The 21350-nt window shown below is 72.6% G+C and carries 19 protein-coding genes and 1 tRNA gene; 9 read left to right on the top strand and 11 right to left on the bottom strand.

Annotated elements, in window-relative coordinates:
- Window positions 1–38: 38 nt before the first annotated feature.
- The 3 genes from SM452_RS25665 to SM452_RS25675 all read right to left on the bottom strand — a co-directional run bounded on the left by SM452_RS25665 (window position 39) and on the right by SM452_RS25675 (window position 3525).
- On the bottom strand, window positions 39–983 hold the full coding sequence (locus SM452_RS25665; protein ID WP_357209458.1) for a beta-ketoacyl-ACP synthase III: 945 nt from the start codon (window positions 981–983) through the stop codon (window positions 39–41).
- Window positions 984–2153 carry an acyltransferase domain-containing protein gene (locus tag SM452_RS25670; protein WP_463840862.1) on the bottom strand — a complete coding sequence of 390 codons (1170 nt, stop codon included), beginning with the start codon at window positions 2151–2153 and terminating at the stop codon, window positions 984–986.
- Window positions 2154–2250: 97 nt separating this feature from the next.
- Complete coding sequence (locus SM452_RS25675) at window positions 2251–3525, bottom strand: PucR family transcriptional regulator (protein WP_318335156.1); 1275 nt, start codon at window positions 3523–3525, stop codon at window positions 2251–2253.
- Between the two features lie 105 nt (window positions 3526–3630).
- On the opposite strand from SM452_RS25675, the gene SM452_RS25680 reads away from it, so the two are divergent.
- Entirely contained in the window at window positions 3631–3960 is a 330-nt protein-coding gene (locus SM452_RS25680; protein WP_355508253.1) for a hypothetical protein, read from the top strand.
- Window positions 3961–4023: 63 nt separating this feature from the next.
- On the opposite strand, the gene SM452_RS25685 is transcribed toward SM452_RS25680, so the two are convergent.
- Window positions 4024–4686 (bottom strand): hypothetical protein, encoded by a 663-nt coding sequence (locus SM452_RS25685; RefSeq protein ID WP_463840863.1) that lies wholly within the window; start codon window positions 4684–4686, stop codon window positions 4024–4026.
- 213 nt (window positions 4687–4899) lie between these two features.
- On the opposite strand from SM452_RS25685, the gene SM452_RS25690 reads away from it, so the two are divergent.
- Window positions 4900–5481 carry a copper resistance CopC family protein gene (locus tag SM452_RS25690; protein ID WP_355508247.1) on the top strand — a complete coding sequence of 194 codons (582 nt, stop codon included), beginning with the start codon at window positions 4900–4902 and terminating at the stop codon, window positions 5479–5481.
- 169 nt (window positions 5482–5650) lie between these two features.
- Here the strand turns inward: SM452_RS25690 and gltX are convergent, their stop codons facing one another.
- The 3 genes from gltX to SM452_RS25705 are packed head-to-tail and all read right to left on the bottom strand — an operon-like array spanning window position 5651 to window position 9697.
- A complete protein-coding gene (gltX, locus tag SM452_RS25695; RefSeq protein ID WP_308212770.1) occupies window positions 5651–7060 on the bottom strand; it encodes a glutamate--tRNA ligase in 1410 nt (469 codons plus the stop codon).
- Between the two features lie 49 nt (window positions 7061–7109).
- Window positions 7110–8387 (bottom strand): MFS transporter, encoded by a 1278-nt coding sequence (locus SM452_RS25700; protein WP_355508245.1) that lies wholly within the window; start codon window positions 8385–8387, stop codon window positions 7110–7112.
- Window positions 8384–9697 carry a GH1 family beta-glucosidase gene (locus SM452_RS25705; RefSeq protein WP_357209487.1) on the bottom strand — a complete coding sequence of 438 codons (1314 nt, stop codon included), beginning with the start codon at window positions 9695–9697 and terminating at the stop codon, window positions 8384–8386. The genes SM452_RS25700 and SM452_RS25705 overlap by 4 nt, the downstream gene beginning before the upstream one ends.
- Window positions 9698–9898: 201 nt before the next feature.
- Here SM452_RS25705 and SM452_RS25710 point away from each other — a divergent pair, with 201 nt between their 5' ends.
- Window positions 9899–10345: an SRPBCC family protein gene (locus tag SM452_RS25710; protein ID WP_013287829.1), complete on the top strand. Its 447-nt coding sequence runs from the start codon at window positions 9899–9901 to the stop codon at window positions 10343–10345.
- A gap of 132 nt (window positions 10346–10477) precedes the next feature.
- On the opposite strand, the gene aceE is transcribed toward SM452_RS25710, so the two are convergent.
- On the bottom strand, window positions 10478–13222 hold the full coding sequence (gene aceE / locus SM452_RS25715) for a pyruvate dehydrogenase (acetyl-transferring), homodimeric type (RefSeq protein WP_355508242.1): 2745 nt from the start codon (window positions 13220–13222) through the stop codon (window positions 10478–10480).
- A gap of 189 nt (window positions 13223–13411) precedes the next feature.
- On the opposite strand from aceE, the gene SM452_RS25720 reads away from it, so the two are divergent.
- Window positions 13412–13816, top strand: a complete 405-nt coding sequence (locus SM452_RS25720) for a secondary thiamine-phosphate synthase enzyme YjbQ (RefSeq protein ID WP_269697422.1) — start codon at window positions 13412–13414, stop codon at window positions 13814–13816.
- Between the two features lie 39 nt (window positions 13817–13855).
- On the opposite strand, the gene SM452_RS25725 is transcribed toward SM452_RS25720, so the two are convergent.
- Window positions 13856–15499 carry an alkaline phosphatase D family protein gene (locus SM452_RS25725; protein ID WP_355508239.1) on the bottom strand — a complete coding sequence of 548 codons (1644 nt, stop codon included), beginning with the start codon at window positions 15497–15499 and terminating at the stop codon, window positions 13856–13858.
- A 186-nt stretch (window positions 15500–15685) separates the two neighbouring features.
- Here SM452_RS25725 and SM452_RS25730 point away from each other — a divergent pair, with 186 nt between their 5' ends.
- The 5 genes from SM452_RS25730 (at window position 15686) to SM452_RS25750 (ending at window position 19843) form a co-directional block, all read left to right on the top strand.
- A complete protein-coding gene (locus tag SM452_RS25730) occupies window positions 15686–16156 on the top strand; it encodes a MarR family winged helix-turn-helix transcriptional regulator (RefSeq protein ID WP_463840864.1) in 471 nt (156 codons plus the stop codon).
- Between the two features lie 62 nt (window positions 16157–16218).
- Window positions 16219–18591 carry a transketolase C-terminal domain-containing protein gene (locus SM452_RS25735; protein WP_463840865.1) on the top strand — a complete coding sequence of 791 codons (2373 nt, stop codon included), beginning with the start codon at window positions 16219–16221 and terminating at the stop codon, window positions 18589–18591.
- Between the two features lie 110 nt (window positions 18592–18701).
- The gene (locus tag SM452_RS25740; RefSeq protein WP_013287823.1) at window positions 18702–19136 is read left to right on the top strand and encodes a DUF3052 domain-containing protein; all 435 of its coding nucleotides are present in this window, start codon (window positions 18702–18704) and stop codon (window positions 19134–19136) included.
- 81 nt (window positions 19137–19217) lie between these two features.
- Window positions 19218–19685 carry a peroxiredoxin gene (locus SM452_RS25745; RefSeq protein WP_120568631.1) on the top strand — a complete coding sequence of 156 codons (468 nt, stop codon included), beginning with the start codon at window positions 19218–19220 and terminating at the stop codon, window positions 19683–19685.
- Between the two features lie 83 nt (window positions 19686–19768).
- Window positions 19769–19843 (top strand) — tRNA-Val (locus SM452_RS25750).
- A 74-nt stretch (window positions 19844–19917) separates the two neighbouring features.
- On the opposite strand, the gene SM452_RS25755 is transcribed toward SM452_RS25750, so the two are convergent.
- Window positions 19918–21156 carry a tyrosine-type recombinase/integrase gene (locus SM452_RS25755; RefSeq protein ID WP_463840866.1) on the bottom strand — a complete coding sequence of 413 codons (1239 nt, stop codon included), beginning with the start codon at window positions 21154–21156 and terminating at the stop codon, window positions 19918–19920.
- Window positions 21156–21323, bottom strand: a complete 168-nt coding sequence (locus SM452_RS25760; protein ID WP_262013347.1) for a helix-turn-helix domain-containing protein — start codon at window positions 21321–21323, stop codon at window positions 21156–21158. The genes SM452_RS25755 and SM452_RS25760 overlap by 1 nt, the downstream gene beginning before the upstream one ends.
- Between the last annotated feature and the right edge of the window lie 27 nt (window positions 21324–21350).

Below are 21350 nucleotides of genomic sequence, written 5' to 3' on the forward strand. Positions count from 1 at the left end.
CGGTCACGCACCTCGGCGCGTTCGCGCCCGAGGGGGTCTCAGGGGCAGCGCACGACCTGACCGGCGTAGGTCAGGCCGCCGCCGAAGCCGAACAGCAGCACCGGGGCGCCCGAGGGCACCTCGCGGCGCTCGACCAGCTTCGACAGGGCCAGCGGGATGCTCGCCGCCGACGTGTTGCCGGACTCGACGATGTCCTTGGCGATGATCGCGTCCGGGATGTTCAGCCGCTTGGCGATGCCGTCGATGATCCGGGCGTTGGCCTGGTGCGGCACGAACGCGGCCAGCTCCGACGGGTCCACCCCGGCGCGTTCGCACGCCTGCAGCGCGAGCGGGGCGATCGCGGTGGTGGCCCAGCGGAACACCGACTGGCCCTCCTGGGTGATGTACGGCTGCCAGCCCTCGATCCGGACCGCGTCGCTCTTCTCCGGTGCGGAGCCCCAGACCACCGGCCCGATCCCGGCCGGCTCGTCGTCGGCGGTCGCGCTGACCACGGCCGCCCCGGCGCCGTCGGCGAAGATGATGCAGGTCGAGCGGTCGGTCCAGTCGGTGAAGTCGGAGAGCTTCTCCGCGCCGATGACGATCGCGTTGCGCGCCGCGCCGGCCCGGATCGCGTGGTCGACAGTGCCCAGCGCGTACGCGAAACCGGAGCAGGCGGTGTTGAGGTCGTACGCCCCGGGCGCGTTGATGCCCAGCTTGGCCGCGACCCGGCAGGCCACGTTGGGGCTGCGGTCAACGGACGAGCAGGTCGCCACCACGACCAGGTCGATGTCGGCGGCGGTCAGCCCGGCGTTGGCGAGCGCCTTGCCGGCGGCGGCGGTGGCCATGTCGGCCACCGTCTCGTCGCCCGCGATCCGCCGGGTGACGATGCCGACCCGGTCCCGGATCCACTCGTCGTTGGTGTCGACCATCTGGGCGATCTCGTCGTTCGTGACGACGCGGGAGGGCTGGTAGTGCCCCATCGCGACGATCCGGCTGCCGGCCATTTAGTGCGTTCCTCCGATACGGACGAGGGGCTGGCCCGGTGCGACCGGGTCGTCGTGGTGTGCGAGCCACTCGACGAGCGGCCCGTTGTCGTGTGCGGTCACCTCGACCGGGCCCCGGCCGGTGGTGACGTGGCCGAGGACCTCACCGGCGCGTACCTCGGCACCCTCGGCCGGTCCGGCCGACAGGTCGAGGCGGCCGGCGGCGGGGGAGACGACCACCCGGAACGACGGCGCGGCCGGGCGGGCGGCGGGGCCGGCGTGCCGGGCGATCAGGCGGCGCGCGGCGGGCAGGTCGGCCGGGGTGTTCAGGGTGACGATCTCGGGTACGCCCTCGCCCTTGAGTTCCCGCTTGACCAGCCCGGCGAGCGTGCCGGCGGGCGGCAACTCGATCACGCCGGTGACGCCGAGGTCGGCCAGCGTGCGCATGCACAGGTCCCAGCGGACCGGGGCGGTCACCTGCCGGACCAGCCGGCGTACCGTCTCGGGGCCGTGCCCGACCGGTGCGCCGTCGAGGTTGGACAGCAGGATCCGGGCCGGGGCGGAGGCCGGGACACCGGCGGCGAGCGCGGCGAGCGCGGTCTCGGCCGGCGCCATGTACGGCGTGTGGAACGCGCCCGCCACCTGGAGCCGGATGACCCGGGTGCGGGCCGGCGGCTCGGCGGCCAGCTTGTCCAGCGCGTCGACCGCGCCGGCGGCGACGATCTGACCGGCGCCGTTGCGGTTGGCCGGGTGCAGCCCGTGCGACTGGAGCGCGGCGAGCACCTCGTCCGGGTCGCCGCCGAGCACGGCGGCCATCCCGGTCGGCTCCAGCGCGCAGGCGGCGGCCATCTCCCGCCCGCGTACGCCGGCGAGCGTCACGGCGGCCTCGGCCGGGAGTACTCCGGCCAGCGCGGCGGCGCCCAGCTCACCGACGCTGTGCCCGGCGACCAGCCCGACGTCGTGCATCGGCAGGTGCTCGGCGGCGAGCAGCGCGGCGGCGACCAGCAGCGGCTGGGTGCGGGCGGTGTCCTTGATCTCGTCCGCGTCCGCCCGGGTGCCCAGGTGGATCAGATCCACCCCGGCGAGCGCCGACCACCAGCGCAGACGCGCCTCGGTGCCGGGGAGGTCGAGCCACGGCGCGAGGAAGCCGGGCTTCTGCGAACCCTGTCCGGGGGAGAGTACGGCGAGCACGTGTACGACTCTGACGGATCCGGGCGTGCCGCGCTGTAACGTACGGCACCAAACCGCACTAGAACCTTTAGAGGAAACCTACAAAGATCGCTGGCGATCATCGCCTGTCGGAGACCGCCGGCACCACCGGGTCGAGCCGTCCCACTGTCAGCGCGACCTGCAGCGCGAACGCGTCGCGCGGGGCCAGTGGGGAGAAACCGGTCACCTCGGCGATCCGCTTCAGCCGGTAGCGCACGGTGTTCGGGTGCACGAACAGCGCCCGGGCGGCGCTCTCCAGCGTGCCGCCGGCGGCGAAGAACGCGTCGAGCGTCTCCAGCAGCTCACCGCCGGAGCGGGCCAGTGCCGCGTACACGTCGTGGCGCAACCGGCGGCGGGCCTCGGTGTCCCCGGCCAGCGCGCGTTCCGGGAGCAACTCGTCGGCGGCGACCGGGCACGGCGCGGTCGGCCAGGCCGGCGCGGCCCGGAACCCGGCCAGCGCGGCCCGCGCCGACTCGGTGGCCTCGTCCAGGCTGGGCACCGCCGGGCCGACCACCACCGGCCCCTCACCGAAGGCGGTACGCAGCTTCTCCGTGGCCGCCACCGGATCGGCCGCCCCGCCCAGCACGATGACCAGGCGGTCGCCGTGCACGCCGCCGATCACCTCGACGCCGATCCGGCGGGCCTGCCGGTAGACGGTGTGCAGCACGGCCGCGACCTCGCCGCCGGGGGAGCGGCCCACCGCCACCGCCACCGGCGGCGCGTCGGTCCAGCCCAGCGCGGCGGCGCGGCTGGCCAGCACGTCCGGGGAGTCGCCCCGTAGCAGCGCGTCGACAAGCAGCGCCTGCAACCGGGCGTCCCAGGAGCCGCGGCTCTCGGCGGCCCGGGCGTACACCCGCGCGGCGGCGAACGCGATCTCCCGGGAGAAGCGCAGTACCGCCTCCCGCAGCGACTGCTCCTCGCCCGGTACGGCCAGGTCCGACACCTGTTCCTCGACCACGTCGATGGTCACCTTGATCAGCGCCACGGTCTGCTGGAGGCTGATCGAGCGGGCCAGTGCCTGCGGCGCGGCGGCGAAGACCTCGTCCGACACCTCCTGGGTGCGGTCGGTCGCGCCGCCGCCCTGACGCAGCCACTGCACCAGGGAGCGCACGCCGGCCTGGGCGACGAGCATGACCCAGGAGCGCTGGTCGGCGGGCAGCTCACGGAACCACGGCAGCGTCTCGTCCATCCGGGCCACGCTTGCGGTCGCCAGGCCGCCCGCCGCCCGTTCGATGCGGCGCAGCGTCGCCGACGTCTCCGTTCCGCCCGGTTCGCTCACCGCACCAGCCTGACACGGCGTGACCAGCGGATCCACTTCGAGCCGGCGGGCCCGCGGTGGCGTGACGATCTCCACCGGTACGCGCTGACGATCTCGTCCGGCCGGGCCAGTACGGTGTCAGGGCACGCCGGGCCAGACTCCGGCCGGGCGGGCGAGGGCGACGCGTGAGGGGGGCCGGGGATGGCGCAGGGGGAGGCCGAGCACGGTTGCGCCCAGGGTGAGGCCTGCCGGCGGGGCCACGACCAGCCGGCGACAGCCATGCACCCGCGCCGGCAGTGCCTGAACCATCAGGGCGAGCAGCCTGCGGGCCGGGTGCCGGAGCGCGCCGAGGACGAGCCGGGCGTGCCCCGGCAGCGGGCGGCGGAGCCGGCGCACCCGGCCGACGACGAGCCGTCCGACCGGAACTGCCGCAGCGATCTCGCGGGCTGGGCGGGCGCCCATCGGCACGGCGCGGTACGCCCGCGCAACCGCACCACCCGCCGGGAGCGCCCGCCGCGCCGCTGGTGCTGACGCGCCGCCTGCCGGCGTGACGGGGTGCGGCCGGGCCGGACAGCCGCGGGGCCGTGCCGTGCCTCAGCGGGTGCGGCGGCGGACCAGCAGCGCGATGCCGGCCAGCCCGGCGGTGATGACGACCACGATGCCCACGTTGAGCAGCAGCAGCCGCTGGAGTTCGCCGAGCGCGGTGTCGATGTTCTGCACCGGGTCGAGCGCCTCCTCCGGAAGCACCCGCTCGCCGCCGCCGATGCCGCCGGCGAGCGTGTCGAACTGCGCCGGCATCGGCACGCCCACCGAGCGCAGCGTCTCGGGCATGTTGAGCCGGCCGAAGAACCAGCCGGCGCGGGTGCTGCTCAGGTCCGGCTGCTTGCCCGGCCGGTAGATCCGGGGACCGCCCTTGGCCAGCGGGAACAGGTCGTAGGTGCGCTGCGGGCCGGCGGCGGCGAGCACCACCACCGTGTACTTCGGACCGAGGTCCTTGGCGGCCGGGCCGCGCAGCTGACCGGTCGTGCCGAGCCACTTGACCTGGTCGACCACCAGGTTGACCTCGTTCGGGCTGACGTCGGCGCGCAGCTTCAACGGCGCGTCGAGCCGCTCGCCGGTGATGTCGACGCCGGTCGGGGCCGGCTTGGGCTTCGGCGCGGCCTGAACCGCTGCCGTGCCGGCCAGGGCCAGCGTGCACGTCAGAGCCGCCATGCTCCCGGTCACGGCGACGAGCAACCGTCTCACCCTTCGGACCATCGCCGCCTCCTCGCCCCGTTCGATGGCTGGCTTCCGCTGCAGGTCACACTGGACCGGTGTCCACCACAAAGACTCCGCAGAACGGCGCTCGGTTGCAGCTGGTGGAAGAGTATTTGGAACTATCTGCGAGCTGAGACCGGCCAACGAGCGGTCGATGATCATCGGCCGGATCCTACCCGGACGGAGGGAACCATGGGGGGCAGGGTCGCCCGTGTGACACGTACCTGGACGGTCGTGCTCGGGGTGGTGGCGGCGTTCGCGCTGCTGCCGGCCGCGCCGGCCGCCGCGCACAACTCGCTGACCGGCAGCGACCCGCGCGACGGGGCCCGGCTGGCCGCCGCGCCGGAGCGGATCGAGCTGCGCTTCCTCGCCACGCCGAAGGAGGCGACCACCGAGGTCACCGTCACCGGGCCGGACAACGTGGCCGCGACCGGCGGCGCGCCGACCTTCTCCGGCAAGCGGGTGATCGTGCCGTTCCGGCCGGGCGCGGCCGGCCTCTACATCGTGACCTACCGGCTGGCCTCCGACGACGGACACCCGATCAAGGGGGAGGTCCGGTTCACCCTGACCACCGGCACCCCGGCCGAGTCGCCGTCGGCGACCGTGCCGCCCACCAGCGCCGCCCCCGCGACTTCCGCCGCTCTGCCCACCAGCGCGGCGCCGAGCCCGACCCCGGCCGCCGCCGGAGCGGACGACGACGGCGGTACGGGCTGGCTGTGGGCGGCCGGCGCGGTGGTGGTGCTCGCGGCGCTGGGCGGCGGGCTGCTGCTGCGCCGCCGGGCCACCCGCCGGTGATCGTGGCCAGCGCGCTCGACCACTCTGCGTGACACTGCCGGCGCAATGATCGCCGAAAACGCATATGCCTCTGAGTCATAATCATGACTCAGAGGCATATCGCTCAATCGACGTACCGCTCTCCGGCCACGACACGCCCGAGCGTCGGAACCGGCGCCGTGCCTGCGGCTCAGACCAGGCGTACGCGGGCGGCGCGCAGCCGGGTCAGCGTACGGTCGCGGCCGAGCACCTCCAGCGACTCGAACAGCGGCAGGCCGACGGTGCGCCCGGTGACCGCGACGCGTACCGGCGCCTGTGCCTTGCCGAGCTTCAGCCCGCGCTCCGCGCCGACCGCCTCCAGCGTGGCCTTCAGCGACTCGGCGTCCCAGGACTCCAGCGCCTCGAACGCGACGATCGCCGCGTCCAGCAGGTCGGCGGCGCCCTCCTTCATCGCCTTGGCCCAGGCCGCCTCGTCGATCAGCGGGTCGGCCAGGAACAGGAAGTCGACGTTCGGCACGATCTCGCTGAGCACCGCGATCCGGGTCTGCGCCAGCGGGGCCACCGCCGCGAACGCGGCCGGGTCGAACTCGTCGGGCTGCCACGGCGGCGGGGCGATGGTGCCGGTGCCGGTGAGCCACGGCCGGCACGCCTCGACGAAGTCCGCCACCGGCAGCGCCCGGATGTAGTCGCCGTTGAACGCGCGCAGCTTCTTCTCGTCGAAGAACGCCGGGGACGGGTTGACCTCGTCCAGCCGGAACTCCTCCTCGATCACCGACCAGGGCACGATCTCCCGGTCGCCCGAGGGTGCCCAGCCCAGCAGCATCAGGTAGTTGCGCATCGCGTCGGCGAGGTAGCCCTCGTCCCGGTAGGCCTCCAGCGCGACCTTGTCCCGCCGCTTGGACAGCTTCTGCCGCTTCTCGTTCACCACCACCGGCACGTGCGCCCAGACCGGCGGCTTGACGCCGAGCGCGTCCCACAGGAGCTGCTGCTTCGGGGTGTTCGGCAGGTGCTCCTCGGCCCGGATCACATGGGTGATCCCCATCGACATGTCGTCGACCACGTTCGCCAGCAGGAACACCGGGGAGCCGTCGCCGCGGGCGATGACGAAGTCCTCGATCAGCTTGTTCTCGAACGTCGGCTCGCCGCGGACCAGGTCGACGACCACTGTCTCGCCCTCGTCGGGCGTACGGAAGCGCAGTGCCCGGCCCTCGCCCGGCTCCAGGCCGCGGTCCCGGCAGAAGCCGTCGTAGCCGCGCTGCTGCGGCCCGGTACGCGCCTGCACGTCCTCGCGGGTGCAGTCGCAGTAGTAGGCCCGGCCGCCCTCGTACAGCCGCTGCGCGGCGGCCCGGTGCTCGCCCGCGTACGAGGACTGGAAGTACGGGCCCTCGTAGCTGCCCCGGGCGATGCCGATCCAGTCGAGCGCGGAGAGGATGCCCTCGGTCCACTCGGGCCGGTTACGCGCCGCGTCGGTGTCCTCGATGCGCAGCACGAACACCCCGCCCTGCTGCTTGGCGAAGATCCAGTTCTGCAGCGCCGAACGGGCGCCGCCGACGTGGAACATACCGGTCGGGGAAGGGGCGAAGCGTACACGTACCGTCACGCCCCCCAGCCTACGGCGGACCGCGACGGGTTTCCGGCAGGGGGCCGGGTCAGGGCACCGACTTGATCTTCACGACCAGGGCGCTGCCGAGCAGGGTGACCGCCGCGGTGACCGCGTACAGCGTCGGGTAGCCGCCGAGGTGCACGACGATCGGCGCGGACAGCGCCGGACCGAGCACCTGCGGCGCCGAGTTGGCGATGTTGATCACGCCGAGGTCCTTGGCCCGGTCGGTGGCGGCGGGCAGCACCTGCGTGATCAGCGCGGCGTCCACCGACAGGTAGACGCCGTACCCGGCGCCGAGCAGCAGCGCCGCGACGATCGCCATCGGCCAGGTCGGTGCCGCCGCGAGCAGCACCGCCGCCACCGCCATGATCAGCCCGGAGGTGATCACGAAGACCTTGCGCCGGCCGGAGCGGTCGGACATGCGTCCGGCGACCACTGCGGTGAGCATCATGCCCACCGTGTAGAGCAGGATCAGCACCAGCAGGGAGCCCTCGGGGTCGGCCACCCGTACCCCGTCGGTGAGGAAGTAGAGCAGGTAGAGCGTGCCCAGTGCGTTGCCGGTCTGCACCAGGAACCGGGTGAACCAGGCCCAGGCGAAGTCGGGGTGGCGGCGCGGGCTGATCCACATCGAGGCGAACAGCGAGCGCAGCCGCAGCGGGGAGCGGTGCTCCCGGGGCAGGTGGTCGTCCTGGGTCAGCAGCGCGAACGGCAGCGACAGCAGCAGCACCGCGAGCGCGATCGCCGCGTACCCGGCGGCGTTGCCGGTGACCACGGCGGTCACCAGCACCGCGCCGAGCACCAGGCCCAGCGCCTGCGGGATGCCCACCCAGCCGGACACGCCGCCGCGCTGCGCCACCGGCACCCGGTCCGGGATCGCGGCGGTGAGGCTGGCGAGCATCGCGTTGAAGCAGACCTGCGCCGCCACCCAGGCCACCGCCACCCCGGCGATCGTGTTCTGCCGGGCCAGCAGCAACAGGGCGAGCGCGCCGACCACCGCGCCGAGCGCGGTCCAGATGTGCCGGCGGCCGAAGTGCCGGTTGGCCAGCCGCAGCGAGGTGCGGTCGGACAGCGCCCCGGCGAGCGGGTTCGCCAGCACCGCGGCGAGCGCGCCGATACCGGTGACCACCGCCAGCATGGCCTCCTTGTCGGCCGGGGCGATCCGTTCCACCTGCTGCGGCAGCAGCACCTGGATCGGGGTGAAGAACGCCATCCAGACGCCCAGGTTGGCCGCGAAGATCAGCGCGATCCAGCCCCGCCGTACCGGGACGGTCGGCTCCGCGAGCGCCGCCGGCAGCGACGCCGGCGTCGGGTTGACGGTGGTCACCGCCGGACCAGATCCCGGAACCAGGTGTACGACGACTTCGGCGTCCGCTGCTGCGTGGCGAAGTCGACGTGCACCAGGCCGAACCGCTTGGTGAAGCCCTCGGCCCACTCCCAGTTGTCCAGCAGGGACCAGACGAAGTACCCGGTCACCGGCACGCCCCCGGCCATCGCCTCGCGCACCGCGCGGATGTGCCCGTCCAGGTACGCGATCCGCTCCGGGTCGTGCACCCGGCCGTCGGCGTCCGGCGCGTCGTCGTACGCGCAGCCGCTCTCGGTGACCTGGATCGGCGGCAGCGCGTCGCCGTACCGCTCGTGCAGCAGGAGCAGCAGCTCCCGCAGGCCGTCCGGGGCCACCGGCCAGTCGAACGCGGTACGCGGGTAGCCCTCCAGCGGCACGATCTCGAACGGCAGCGGCGAGTCCGCCTCCGGCGCCCGGATGCCGGTCGGGTTGTAGTAGTTCACGCCGAGCACGTCGATCGGGGCGGCGATGACGTCCAGGTCGCCGTCGCGCACCACGCCCGGGTCGGGGCCGAGCGCGTCCGGGTAGCCGCGTCCGAGCAGCGGATCGGTGAACAGCCGGTTGTGCAGCGCGTCGTACGCCGCGGCGGCGGCCCGGTCCGCGTCGGTGTCGCCGGCCAGGCGCACCGGGGAGTAGTTGTTGGCGATCGCCACCGGGGACGTGCTGCGGGCGCGCAGCGCGGCGACCGCGAGGCCGTGCCCGAGGAGCTGGTGGTGGGCCACCGGGAAGGCGTCGAACAGCAGCGTGCGGCCGGGCGCGTGCTCGCCCGTGCCGTGGCCGAGGCTCATGTGGATGAACGGCTCGTTGAGCGTGATCCAGAGCTTCACCCGGTCGCCGAGGCGGGCCGCGGTCAGGTCGGCGTACTCGGCGAAGCGGGCTGCGGTGTCCCGGTTGAGCCAGCCACCGGCGTCCTCCAGGGCCTGCGGCAGGTCCCAGTGGAACAGCGTGGCGACCGGGTCCACACCGGCGGCGAGCAGTCCGTCCACCAGCCGGTCGTAGAAGTCCAGCCCGGCGGCGTTCGCCGGGCCGGTGCCCGCCGGCTGGATCCGGGGCCAGGCGATCGAGAACCGGTACGCGGACACCCCCAGCCCGGCCAGCAGCGCGGTGTCCTCGGCGTACCTGTGGTAGTGGTCGCACGCCTGGTCGCCGGTGCTGCCGTCGGCGATCCGGCCCGGGTCGTGGGCGAACGTGTCCCAGATGGACGGACCGCGTCCGTCGACCGAGGTCGCGCCCTCGATCTGGTACGCGGAGGTGGAGACCCCCCAGCGGAAGCCGGCGGGGAACTCGGGCATCGGCGCGGTCGTCAAGTCACCCTCCAGAACGTGAAGCGTGCTCGCGACTCTAGGGCTCCGCGGACCGACGCGCCATAGGCCGAGATGACTGGGTGGCGCAAGGGAGTCCGGCGTGTCTTTTCCGAACCCGTCCGCTTAAGTCCGATTTACACATAGAGTGCCAAATATCGCGGATGTGATTTAAGTGGGGGAAAGATACTCATGATCCTCGTGGAACGAAGTGCGCACGTGGCGGCGCCGGTGGATGTGGTCTGGGACGTCGTGCAGCGCGCCGAGCAGCTGCCGGCCTGGCTGGCGGGAGTCCGCGCGGCCGAGGTCCTGTCCGGGGAGGGATTCGGGCGGCGGCAGCTGGTCCAGGCAGGACGCGGCGCCGCGCACGAGGCCGAGGTGATCGCCTTCCAGGAGCCGACCCTGATCGGCTGGCGCGAACGCGCGAAGGGTGCCGGCGCCCGGGCCGAGGCGCGCACCGAGATCTACGTCCAGCTGACCCCGGACGAGGAGGGCGGCGGCACCGTCGTACGCCTGATCGTCGTGCGGTGGCCCGCCGGACCCGTCAAGGCGGCCCTGCTCCGGCTCGGCCTGCGCCGGGTCGGCGCCGACCTGGAGGACTCGCTGGCCCGGCTGACCGACCTGGCCGCCGTCGGCTGACCGAGCCCGTCCCGGCGTCGCCCGCGATGGTGACGGCCCGGCGTTCCCGCCAGGGACGCCGGGCCGTCGTCGCATCGGGGGACGAGAAGGGCCCGGCGCGCCTGGCGCCGGGCCCTTCTCGCGTGAGGCGTACTAGCTGTCGCCGCCGGTCTCGCCGACCGGGGCGGCGTTGACGTCGTCCAGCGCGTACTTGCGGGCCGCGTCGGCCGGCACGTGCGCCGGCACCACGCCGCGCAGCGCTAGCTGGCGCAGCGTGGCCACCGCCACCGACTCGGCGTCCACGTGGAAGTGGCGGCGCAGCGCGTGCCGCGTGTCCGACATGCCGAACCCGTCGGTGCCGAGCGAGGTGTAGTCCCCGGGTACCCAGCGGGCGATCAGGTCCGGTACCGCGCGCATCCAGTCGCTTACCGCGACCTTCGGCCCGTCGGCGTCGGCCAGCTTCCGCGCGATGTACGGCACCCGCGGCTCCTCGCCCGGGTTGAGCAGGTTGTGCTCCTCGCACTCCACCGCGTCGCGGCGCAGCTCGGTCCAGGACGTCACCGACCACACGTCGGCGGACACGCCCCAGTCCTCGGCGAGCAGCTGCTGGGCCTTGAGCGCCCACTGCATGCCGGTGCCGGAGGCGAGGATGTTCGCCTTCGGGGCATCGTCGCCGACCTGCGGCGCGGGGGAGTAGCGGTGGATGCCCTTGACGATGCCCTCGACGTCCACGCCCTCCGGCTCGGCCGGCTGGAAGATCGGCTCGTTGTAGACGGTGAGGTAGTAGAAGATGTTCTCCTGTGCCTCGCCGTACATCCGGTGCAGGCCGTTCTCCACGATGTGCGCCAGCTCGAAGGCGAACGCCGCGTCGTAGGAGACCACCGCCGGGTTGGTGGCGGCGAGCAGCAGCGAGTGGCCGTCCTCGTGCTGGAGGCCCTCACCGTTGAGCGTGGTCCGGCCGGCGGTCGCGCCGAGCACGAAGCCCCGAGCCATCTGGTCCGCCGCCGCCCAGAACCCGTCGCCGGTGCGCTGGAAGCCGAACATCGAGTAGAAGATGTACAGCGGGATCATCGGCTCGCCGTGGGTGGCGTACGCCGTGCCCGCGGCGGTGAAGGAGGCCACCGACCCGGCCTCGTTGATCCCCTCGTGCAGGATCTGGCCGGTCGTCGACTCCTTGTAGGACAGGAACAGGTCCCGGTCGACGGCGGTGTAGCGCTGGCCGTGCGGCGAGTAGATCTTCTGGGTCGGGAACAGCGAGTCCATACCGAAGGTACGGGCCTCGTCCGGGATGATCGGCACCCAGCGCTTGCCGAACTCCTTGTCCTTCATGATGTCCTTGAGCAGGCGGACGAACGCCATCGTGGTGGCGACCTTCTGCTTGCCCGACCCGCGCTTGACGTCGGAGAACCGCTCGCTGCCCGGGATGGCCAGCGTCTTGCGCGTGGTGCTGCGCGTGGGCAGGTAGCCGCCGAGCTGCTGCCGCCGGTCCTTCAGGTACGCGATCTCGTCCGACTTCTCGCCCGGGGTGTAGTACGGCGGGAGGTACGGGTTCTCCTCCAGCTGCTTGTCCGGGATGTCCAGGTAGAGGCGGTCGCGGAAGAGCTTCAGGTCCTCCAGCGTCAGCTTCTTCATCTGGTGCGTGGCGTTGCGGCCCTCGAAGTGCGAGCCGAGCGTCCAGCCCTTGATCGTCTTGGCGAGGATCACCGTCGGCTGGCCGGTGTGCTCCATCGCCGCCTTGTAGGCGGCGTAGAGCTTGCGGTAGTCGTGGCCACCCCGCTTGAGGTTCCAGATCTCGTCGTCGGTCAGCCCTTCGACCATCTTGCGGGTCCGCGGGTCGCGGCCGAAGAAGTGCTCCCGCACGTACGCCCCGGACTCCGCCTTGTAGGTCTGGTAGTCACCGTCGGGCGTGGTGTTCATCAGGTTGACCAGCGCGCCGTCGGTGTCCGCGGCGAGCAGCGGGTCCCACTCACGGCCCCAGACGACCTTGATGACGTTCCAGCCGGCGCCCCGGAAGAACGCCTCCAGCTCCTGCATGACCTTGCCGTTGCCGCGGACCGGTCCGTCCAGGCGCTGGAGGTTGCAGTTGATCACGAAGGTGAGGTTGTCCAGCTCCTCGCGGGCGGCCACGCCGATCGCGCCGAGCGACTCGACCTCGTCCATCTCACCGTCGCCCAGGAACGCCCAGACGTGCTGCTGGGAGGTGTCCTTGATGCCGCGGTGCTGCAGGTAGCGGTTGAACCGCGCCTGGTAGATGGCGTTCAGCGGGCCGAGGCCCATCGAGACGGTGGGGAACTCCCAGAAGTCCGGCATCAGCCGCGGGTGCGGGTACGACGGCAGCCCGCCACCGGGGTGCGACAGCTCCTGCCGGAACCCGTCGAGCTGGTTCTCGCTGAGCCGGCCCTCCAGGAACGCCCGCGCGTACATGCCGGGGGAGGCGTGACCCTGGTAGAAGATCTGGTCGCCGCCGCCGGGGTGGTTCTTGCCCCGGAAGAAGTGGTTGAAGCCCACCTCGTAGAGGGACGCCGAGCTGGCGAACGTCGAGATGTGCCCGCCGACGCCGATCTCCGGGCGCTGCGCCCGGTGCACCAGCATCGCGGCGTTCCACCTGATGTACGCCCGCAGCCGCCGCTCGACGTGCTCGTCACCCGGGAACCACGGTTCGCGCTCCGGCGGGATCGTGTTGATGTAGTCGGTGGTGGTCAGTGACGGCACCCCGACCTGCCGCTCGCGGGCCCGCTCCAGCAGGCGCAGCATGACGTACCGGGCTCGCTTTGTCCCGCGCTCGTCGATGACACCGTCGAGTGACTCGACCCATTCGCTGGTCTCTTCAGGGTCGATGTCCGGAAGCTGGCTCGGCAGACCAGCGGTGATCACCGGGCGCTTGCGTTCCGTAGCCACAGGCGTTCCCTCGGTTTCGTGTGGGATAGGTCTCTAGCGCCATCCTGCCCCCTGGTGGCGCGTGTCGTCACCTCTCCCACCCCCAGACGCGACGCTCAACACAGGTACCCATCAGTAACTTTGCGCGATCACCGGATGCGCTATCGGCGGACGCGGTGGGGATCCGGGCACTGCGGCAGAATGCGCCGTATGCGCAGTGAGGTGATCACCGTCCGGACCGGCTCCCGTCCGACCGTCCGGGACATCACGAGCGAGGCCGAACGGTTCGTCTCCGGCGCCGGCGACGGACTGCTGCACGTCTTCGTCCCGCACGCCACCGCCGGGCTGGCGATCATCGAGACCGGCGCCGGGTCCGACGACGACCTGCTGCGGGCGCTCGACGACCTGCTCCCCACCGACGACAGGTGGCGGCACCGGCACGGCTCGGCCGGTCACGGCCGCGACCACGTGCTGCCGGCGTTCGTGCCGCCGTACGCGACGCTGCCGGTGCTCGGCGGGCGGCTCCAGCTCGGCACCTGGCAGTCGATCTGCCTGGTCGACACCAACGGCGACAACCCCGACCGCCAGGTCCGCTTCTCGTTCCTGGCCGGCTGACCGGCCGGACCGGGCGCCGCGCCCGGCCCGGCCGCGCCGTCACGGGCGGACCGTCTCCGCCTCCACCGTCTGCCGGCCCTGGTCGACGCCGGTGGCGGCGGTGCGCGCCGCGGCCGGCGGCCGGTCGTACGTCAGGTTCAACCCGGGTACGCGGTCCTCGATCACGAACCGGGCCCGGGTGTACGCGGGCGCGTCCGGCCGGCTCACGTACGGCAGCACGTCGAAGTCGGCGGTCAGCTCGGTCGGGGTGATCGTGGTGCGGACGTACCCCCGAAGGTTGTTCTGGAAGCGCAGGTGCGGGTTGAACGCCAGCCACGGGTGCGAGCCGGTCGGCGAGTCGGCGCCGTCGCCGGTCGAGGTGATCGACGAGCAGACCAACTCGCTGCCGACGGTGCGCGAGGTCGGGTCCGCGTAGTCCAGCTTCAGGTCACTGGCCCAGTGCGCGTGCACGTCGCCGGTGAGCACCACCGGGTTGCGCACCCCGGCGGCTGTCCAGCCCCGGGTGATCCGGTCCCGGGACGCCACGTACCCGTCCCAGGCGTCCATGCTCGTCACCGTGAGCGGGCCGGAGTTGTTGTCCCGCTGGGCGAAGAACACCTGCTGGCCGAGCAGGTCCCAGCGGGCCTCGGAACGGCGGAAGCCGTCCAGCAGCCACGCCTCCTGGGCGGCGCCGGTGATCGAACGGGCCGGGTCGGACGCGTCCGCACAGCTCCGGTAGCCGTCGCCGCACGCCTGGTCGTCCCGGTACTGCCGGGTGTCGAGCATGTGGAAGGTGGCCAGCCGGCCCCAGCGCACCCGCCGGTAGAGCTGCATGTCGATGCCGCGCGGGATCGAGGTGCGGCGCAGCGGCATGTTCTCGTAGTACGCCTGGAAGGCCGCCGCCCGCCGGGCGAGGAAGTCCGGGTCGGGCGCCTCGGGCACCTCGTCGGCCCAGTTGTTCTCCACCTCGTGGTCGTCGAAGACCACCACCCAGGGCGCGACCGAGTGCGCCGCCTGGAGGTCGGTGTCGGTCTTGTACTGGGCGTGCCGCTGCCGGTAGTTCGCCAGCGTGCGGGTCTCCGGGCCCTCGTGGTCGCGCGGGTTGCCCCCTGGGACGGTGTAGGTGTCCGGCGCGTACTCGTACTGGTAGTCGCCGAGGTGCAGGATCAGCTCCGGCTCGGTCTCGGCCAGCCGCCGGTACGCGGTGAAGTAGCCGTGCTCGTACTGCGAGCAGGAGGCGAAGCCCATCGCGAGGGCGGACGGCATCAGCCACGGCGCCGGCGCGGTGCGGGTGCGCCCGGCCGGGGACAGCCAGCGCTCCGCCCGGAACCGGTAGAAGTACTCCCGTCCGGGCAGCAGGCCGCCCAGTTCGACGTGCACGCTGTGCGCCGACTCCGCCCGGGCCAGGGCCACGCCGCGGCGCACCACGTGCCGGAAGCGCTCGTCGGCGGCCACCTCCCAGGCCACCGGCACGGTCCGCGACGGCATGCCGCCCAGACCGTCCTCGGCCAGCGGCTCCGGCGCCAGCCGGGTCCAGAGCACGAAGCCCTCGTGGTCGGGGTCGCCGGAGGCCACGCCGAGCGTGAACGGGTCGCGGCGCAGCGGGCCGGGCGACGCGGCGGCGGCGACCGGCAGGCCGGCTGCCGCGCCGGCGGCGCCGAGCGCCGCGCCGCTGAGCAGGATGGTACGTCGGGACAGAGCCACGGTTTTCCTCCCCGGAGTCCGGTTCGTCGACTCCGGGAAGCCTCACGGACGTCGATGGACAGGAGGTGACGCGCGGACGACCGGGCGGGAATTTTCGCCGAACAGCGCTTCATGATCGGCAATCGGTTGCACGAGGTGCCTGACCGTTCGGATGATCGAAGATCGACTTCGCCATAACATGAACGGATGGCGCATTCCACCGTTCCCACCGCCCGTGACCGGGCCGGCCTGGCCGGGGAGACCATGCGCCGGATCCTGCACGTCGCCGCCGCGATGCGGCACCACCAGGACGAGGGGGTCGCGGCACTGGGCCTCACCCCGGCGGTCGCCCGGGCGCTGCACGAGCTGGACCCGGACCGCCCGCTCCCGGCCCGCGACCTCGCCGCGCAGCTCGGCTGCGACAGGTCGAACGTCACCGGTCTGGCCGACAAGCTGGAGCAGACCGGGCTGGTGGAACGGCGTACCGACCCGGCCGACCGGCGGCAGAAGGCGCTCGTCGTCACCGGGCGGGGGCGGCAGGTACGCGAGCGGGTCCGCCAGGTGATGTCGGACTCCCGACTCCTCGACGCCCTGAGCACCGAAGAACTGGCCACACTGCGGGACCTGGTGCTCAAGGTCTCCGACGGAGGCTGCCCGCAGGAGTGTGGGCAGGTCTGAGCCACGCCGGGCGGAACGTGTCCGAGTGGGCGAGGCGGGCCCGAGTCGGTAATGCTGTCCGCGTGACCACCCCGCACGATCTCGACGACCGGCTCCGAGCCGAACTGGCCGCGCTCGGGGCGCCCGACCAGCGGCGCGACCTGGGCGAACCGCTGCCCGACGGCGGTGCGTTGACCGGGGCGCAGGCGCTGGCCCTGTTCGACGCGCAGCTGACCAGCCGGCTGCTCGACCTGGCCGGCCGGTGGCTGTCCGGTTTCGGTGAGGGGTACTACACGATCGAGTCGGCCGGTCACGAGGGCGACGCCGCGGTAGCAGCCGCGCTGCGGCCGACCGACCCCGCGCTGCTGCACGCCCGCTCCGGCGCGTTCTACTGCCTGCGCGCCGCCCAGGCCGCCGGCGCCTTCCCCGTCACCTCCCCGGAACCGGAGCCGGAACCGGAACCGGAGGAGACGGAGGCGGGGAGCCTTCCCGTGGGCGCCGGGATCGTCGTGGACGCGGACGGGGACGCGACTGTCGTCGTACCCGATCTGCCGCAGCCCTCGCCCGACGACGCCTTCGCGGCGGCGGCGCGCGACGTGCTGCGCGGCATCGTCGCCTCCGCCGAGGAACCCGCGGCCGGCGGGCGGGCGAAGGTCTTCGGGCGCGCCGACCTGGCGGTCGTGCCGACCACCTCGACCGCCGGCTCGCACCTGCCGCGCGCCGTCGGCCTGGGGCTGGCGCTGGAGCGGCTGCGCCGCGGCGCGCGGCCCGCCGACGGCGAGGCCGAGGCGGCGCCCTGGCCCGCCGACGCCGTGGCGGTCTGCGCCTTCGACGACGGCGCGGTCGACCACGCCACGGCCACCGCCGCGTTGAACACGGCCGGCTGGTACGACCACACCGGCCTGCGCATCCCGGTGCTGTTCGTCTGCGCCGACGGCGGCGCCTCCGCCGAGGGCTGGGTGGCCGCCACGCTGCGGGCCCGGCCCGGCATCAGGTACTTCGCCGCCGACGGCACGGACGTGGCCGCGACCTACCGGGTCGCGGCGGAGGCGGCGGAGTGGGTACGCCGGCAGCGCCGGCCCGCCGCGCTGCACCTGAGCGCGGTCCGCCTGATGGAGCACTGTGACGGCGACGCGGCCCGCGACCCGCTGCTGGCCACCGCGCGGCTGCTGGTGACCTCCGGGTACGCCAGTGGCGAGGAACTGCTCGCCCGCTACGACGAGCGGGGCTGGCAGCTGCGTCGCGTCGCCGAGGAGGTGCTGGACGAGCCGAAGCTCGCGTCCCCGGTCGAGATCGTGCGGGAGCTGGCGCCACGCCGGCCGGTGCGGGTGTCCCGCGCGGTCGCCGAGGCGGCGGCGCACGCGGCCGGGCCGGGCGCCGGAGCGCGGGCGGAGGCGTTCGGCGGCAAGCCGCCGGAGCTGACCGGCCCGCTCACGCTGGCGCAGAGCATCAACGCCGCGCTCGCCGACGGCATGCTCGACCACCCCGGGACGGCGGTGTTCGGCCACGACGTGGCCGCCCGGGGCGGGGTGTACGGCGTGACCGAGGGGCTGCGGGACCGGTTCGGGGCGGCGCGCGTGTTCGACACGCTGCCGGACGAGACCTCGATCCTCGGGCTCGGGCTGGGCGCCGGGCTGGCCGGTCTGCTGCCGGTGCCGGAGATCCGCCACCTGACGCTGCTGCACGGCGCCGAGGACCAGATCCGCGGCGAGGCGGCCACCATGCGGTTCCTCTCCCGGGGCGCGTTCCGCAACCCGATGGTGGTGCGGGTGCCCGGCCTGGCGAGCCCGGAAGGACTCGGCGGACACGACCGCAACGACGACTCGCTGTGGGCGCTGCGTGACGTACCGGGCCTGGTGGTGGCCGTGCCGGCCCGGCCGGACGACGCCGCGCCGATGCTGCGGACCTGCCTGGCGGCGGCCCGGGTGGACGGCAGCGTCTGCGTGTTCGTGGAGCCGATCGCGCTCTACCACGTGCGCGACCTGTACACGGAAGGTGACGACGAGTGGACCGCCGAGTACGCCGAACCGGGCGCCTGGGCGGACCGGCACGTGCCGATAGGCCGGGCCCGCGTGTACGGGATCGGCTCCGCCGAGGACCTCACCATCATCACGTTCGGTAACGGAGTGCGGATGTCGCTGCGTGCCGCCGCCACGCTCGCCGAGGAGGGCGTGGGCAGCCGGGTGGTCGACCTGCGCTGGCTGGCCCCGCTGCCGGTGGCCGACATCATCCGGGAGTCCTCGGCGACCGGCCGGGTGCTGGTGGTGGACGAGACGCGGCGGACCGGCGGGGTGGGCGAGGGCGTGCTGTCCGCGCTCGTCGACACCGGGTACGTGGGCGCCGCGCGCCGCGTAGCCGCACTTGACTCGTTTGTACCATTAGGTCCGGCTGCCCGTCAGGTACTGGTCTCCGCGGAAGCCATCACCCAGGGTGCCCGTACGCTGCTGGCACGGTAAATTCCGTTCCACCCGGTGCGCCACTTGCGCGGCGAGCCGCAACTGTGTGGACTGAGCCCGACGGTGTCACCCGACGCCACGAGCAGGGATAGATGAGGAGGCACTCGACAGTGAGCGCGACCGCTGGCCAGGCCGACGGGGTACGCAGCCTGGCGGACCGGTTCGGTATCGAGCCGGGCATGGTCGTCATGGAGATGGGCTACGACGACGACGTCGACACCGATCTCCGGGACGCCCTGACCGACCGCTGTGGGGAACTCGTCGACGAGGACACCGACGAGGTGGTCGACGCGGTTCTGGTCTGGCACCGCGACGGCGACGGTGACCTGTTCGAGCTCCTCGTCGACGCCCTCGGGCCGCTCGCGGACAACGGCGTGGTCTGGCTCCTGACCCCGAAGGCCGGCCGCGACGGTCACGTCGAGCCGAGCGAGGTCGCGGAGAGCGCGCAGACCGCCGGGCTTCAGCAGACCTCCACCATCAACGCCGGCCGCGACTGGAGCGGGGCCCGCCTCGTCATGCGTCGCGGGTCCAAGAGCAAGAAGTAGGGCGCGCCGCACACCCGGCGGCCGAGGTCGCCGGGTGTGGCAGGCTGATCATCTCCAGACCCGATCGCCGAGGGAGCACGCATGCCCATCGAGGTTGGCGCCGAGGCGCCCGACTTCCTGCTCAAGGACCAGAACAACCAGGAGGTCCGGCTCTCCGACCTCCGCGGTCGCAAGACCGTGCTGCTGGTCTTCTACCCGCTCGCCTTCACCGGCATCTGCCAGGGCGAGCTGTGCGAGGTGCGGGACAACCTCAACGAGTACGTCAACGACGACGTCCAGGTGCTGACCGTCAGCGTCGACTCCGTGTACGCCCACAAGATCTGGGCCGACCGGGAGGGCTACCAGTTCCCGCTGCTGTCCGACTTCTGGCCGCACGGCGCGGTGGCGCAGGCGTACGGCGTCTTCAACGACGTCGCGGGCATCGCCAACCGGGGCACCTTCGTCATCGACAAGGCCGGCGTGGTCCGGTTCGCCGAGATGAACATGCCCGGCGAGGCGCGCGACCAGCAGGGCTGGCGCAAGGCGCTGGCCGAGGCCGTCGCCGCCTGAGTCCCATACCCCAGGCACGTCGTTGCGCGGGGCCGGAGGCGGACAGGTAAGCTGGCCGCTCCGGCCCGCCGTACGGGCGTTCCGGGCGCGTAGCTCAGTGGGAGAGCACTCGCCTTACAAGCGAGGGGTCGCAGGTTCGAAACCTGCCGCGCCCACCACCCACCAGCAGCAGAAACCGCCCCGAGAAGATCGTTCCTCGGGGCGGTGACAGCAACGCTGACAGCAACAGGGTCTATGACAGCCGTCCATCGAGCTTGCCGAGCGCCTGACGCATCGCGTCGAGGTTGGCATGCGAGTAGACCTTCAGCGTGATCTTCACGTCGGCGTGCCGGGCGATGGCCTGGACGACGTGCGGCGGGACGCCCAACTCCATCAGCAGCGAGACGACGGTGTGCCGCAGGTCGTGCAGCCGGACCTCGGGGCAGCCGGCTTTCTCCCGGAGGCCGGCGAAGTGTCGGTTGAGGTTGCGCGGTTCCATCGGGGTACCGACCTCGGAGGGGAAGACCAGGCCGTGATCCTGCCAGACCTCGGCGAGGCGATCACGTTCCCGGCGCTGGCGCTCCTGGTGGTCGAGCAGCGCCAACCAGGTCCAGTCGGGCAGCGGGAGGATGCTGTCCGAGTCCTCGGTCTTGGTGTCCTGTAGGCGCAGCTCGCCGCCGGCACGTTGCACTGTCTGCCCGATGGTGGCGGTGCCGTTGTCGAGGTCAAGGTCCGACCAGCGGAGCCCGAGCAGTTCTCCCCGCCGCAGTCCGAGAGTCGCGGCCACCACGTACAGCGCGTGGAGCCGGTGTCCCTCCGTGGCGGCGAGGAGCTTTCGGACCTGCTCGACCGACAGGCCCTTGCCGACCCGGTAGCGAGGCGACGGTACGCGGACCAGCTTGGCGACGTTGCGCGACACCAACTCTTCCCGCATGGCGTGTTGCAGGGCGTTGCGCAGCACGGCATGCACGAATTGGATCTGCCGAGCGCTCGGGTAGCGCTGGCAGCAGCGGCCAACCGAGCAGCAGCGCCGATCCGGCCGACGACTGGTGTCGAGGCCAGCCGTGCAGCACAGGCACTTGCGGCGGAAGTCGTCCATGAACGCCTTGACGTGTTGGACCTGGAGGCCGTCGAGGCGTTTGGTGCCCAGTGCCGGGATCAGGTGTAGCCGGACGGCGCTTTCGTAGCCGCGTGCGGTGGTGGGTTTGAGGTCGGTGACGTAGGCGGCGAGCCAGTAGGGCAGGTAGTCGGCGAGTTTCCAGGCTCGGTCGGGTACGGGTATGCCGCGTTGGGATCTCGACTTGAGTTCGACGAGTTTGGCGTGGGCTTCCTCCCAGGTGGCTCCGTAGACGAACTTGCGTTTGCGGGTGCCGTTGGTGGTGAGGACGTAGGCCTGTCCGACCCAGCGGCTGTCGCTGGCGCGTTGGTAGATGGAGCCTTCGCCGTTGGGGTTGCGGCGTGCGGGTTGGCGGGGCGTGGGTGGTTTGGGCATCAGGCGGCTTCCTCGGTGAGTGTGGTGATGACTTCGTCGATGGCGGTGGCGGGGATGAGGCGGCGGCTGCCGACCTTGAAGGAGCGCAGCCGTCCGGAGCGGATGAGGTCGTAGACGAGCGACCGGCCGATGCCGAGCGCTCGGGCGGCTTCCTCGACGCGCAGCACGCGAGGAGTGATCGGGGTCGGGGTGTC

Source organism: Micromonospora sp. SYSU B005, from assembly GCF_055362685.1.

Excerpts from the sequence above, each read along its gene's own strand:
- SM452_RS25745 (WP_120568631.1), top strand. The coding sequence starts at position 19,218 with ATGCCCATCGAGGTTGGCGCCGAGGCGCCCGACTTCCTGCTCAAGGAC.
- SM452_RS25710 (WP_013287829.1), top strand. The coding sequence starts at position 9,899 with ATGATCCTCGTGGAACGAAGTGCGCACGTGGCGGCGCCGGTGGATGTG.
- SM452_RS25705 (WP_357209487.1), bottom strand. The coding sequence starts at position 9,697 with ATGCCCGAGTTCCCCGCCGGCTTCCGCTGGGGGGTCTCCACCTCCGCG.
- SM452_RS25720 (WP_269697422.1), top strand. The coding sequence starts at position 13,412 with ATGCGCAGTGAGGTGATCACCGTCCGGACCGGCTCCCGTCCGACCGTC.
- SM452_RS25685 (WP_463840863.1), bottom strand. The coding sequence starts at position 4,686 with ATGGTCCGAAGGGTGAGACGGTTGCTCGTCGCCGTGACCGGGAGCATG.
- SM452_RS25665 (WP_357209458.1), bottom strand. The coding sequence starts at position 983 with ATGGCCGGCAGCCGGATCGTCGCGATGGGGCACTACCAGCCCTCCCGC.
- SM452_RS25730 (WP_463840864.1), top strand. The coding sequence starts at position 15,686 with ATGGCGCATTCCACCGTTCCCACCGCCCGTGACCGGGCCGGCCTGGCC.
- SM452_RS25680 (WP_355508253.1), top strand. The coding sequence starts at position 3,631 with ATGGCGCAGGGGGAGGCCGAGCACGGTTGCGCCCAGGGTGAGGCCTGC.
- SM452_RS25755 (WP_463840866.1), bottom strand. The coding sequence starts at position 21,156 with ATGCCCAAACCACCCACGCCCCGCCAACCCGCACGCCGCAACCCCAAC.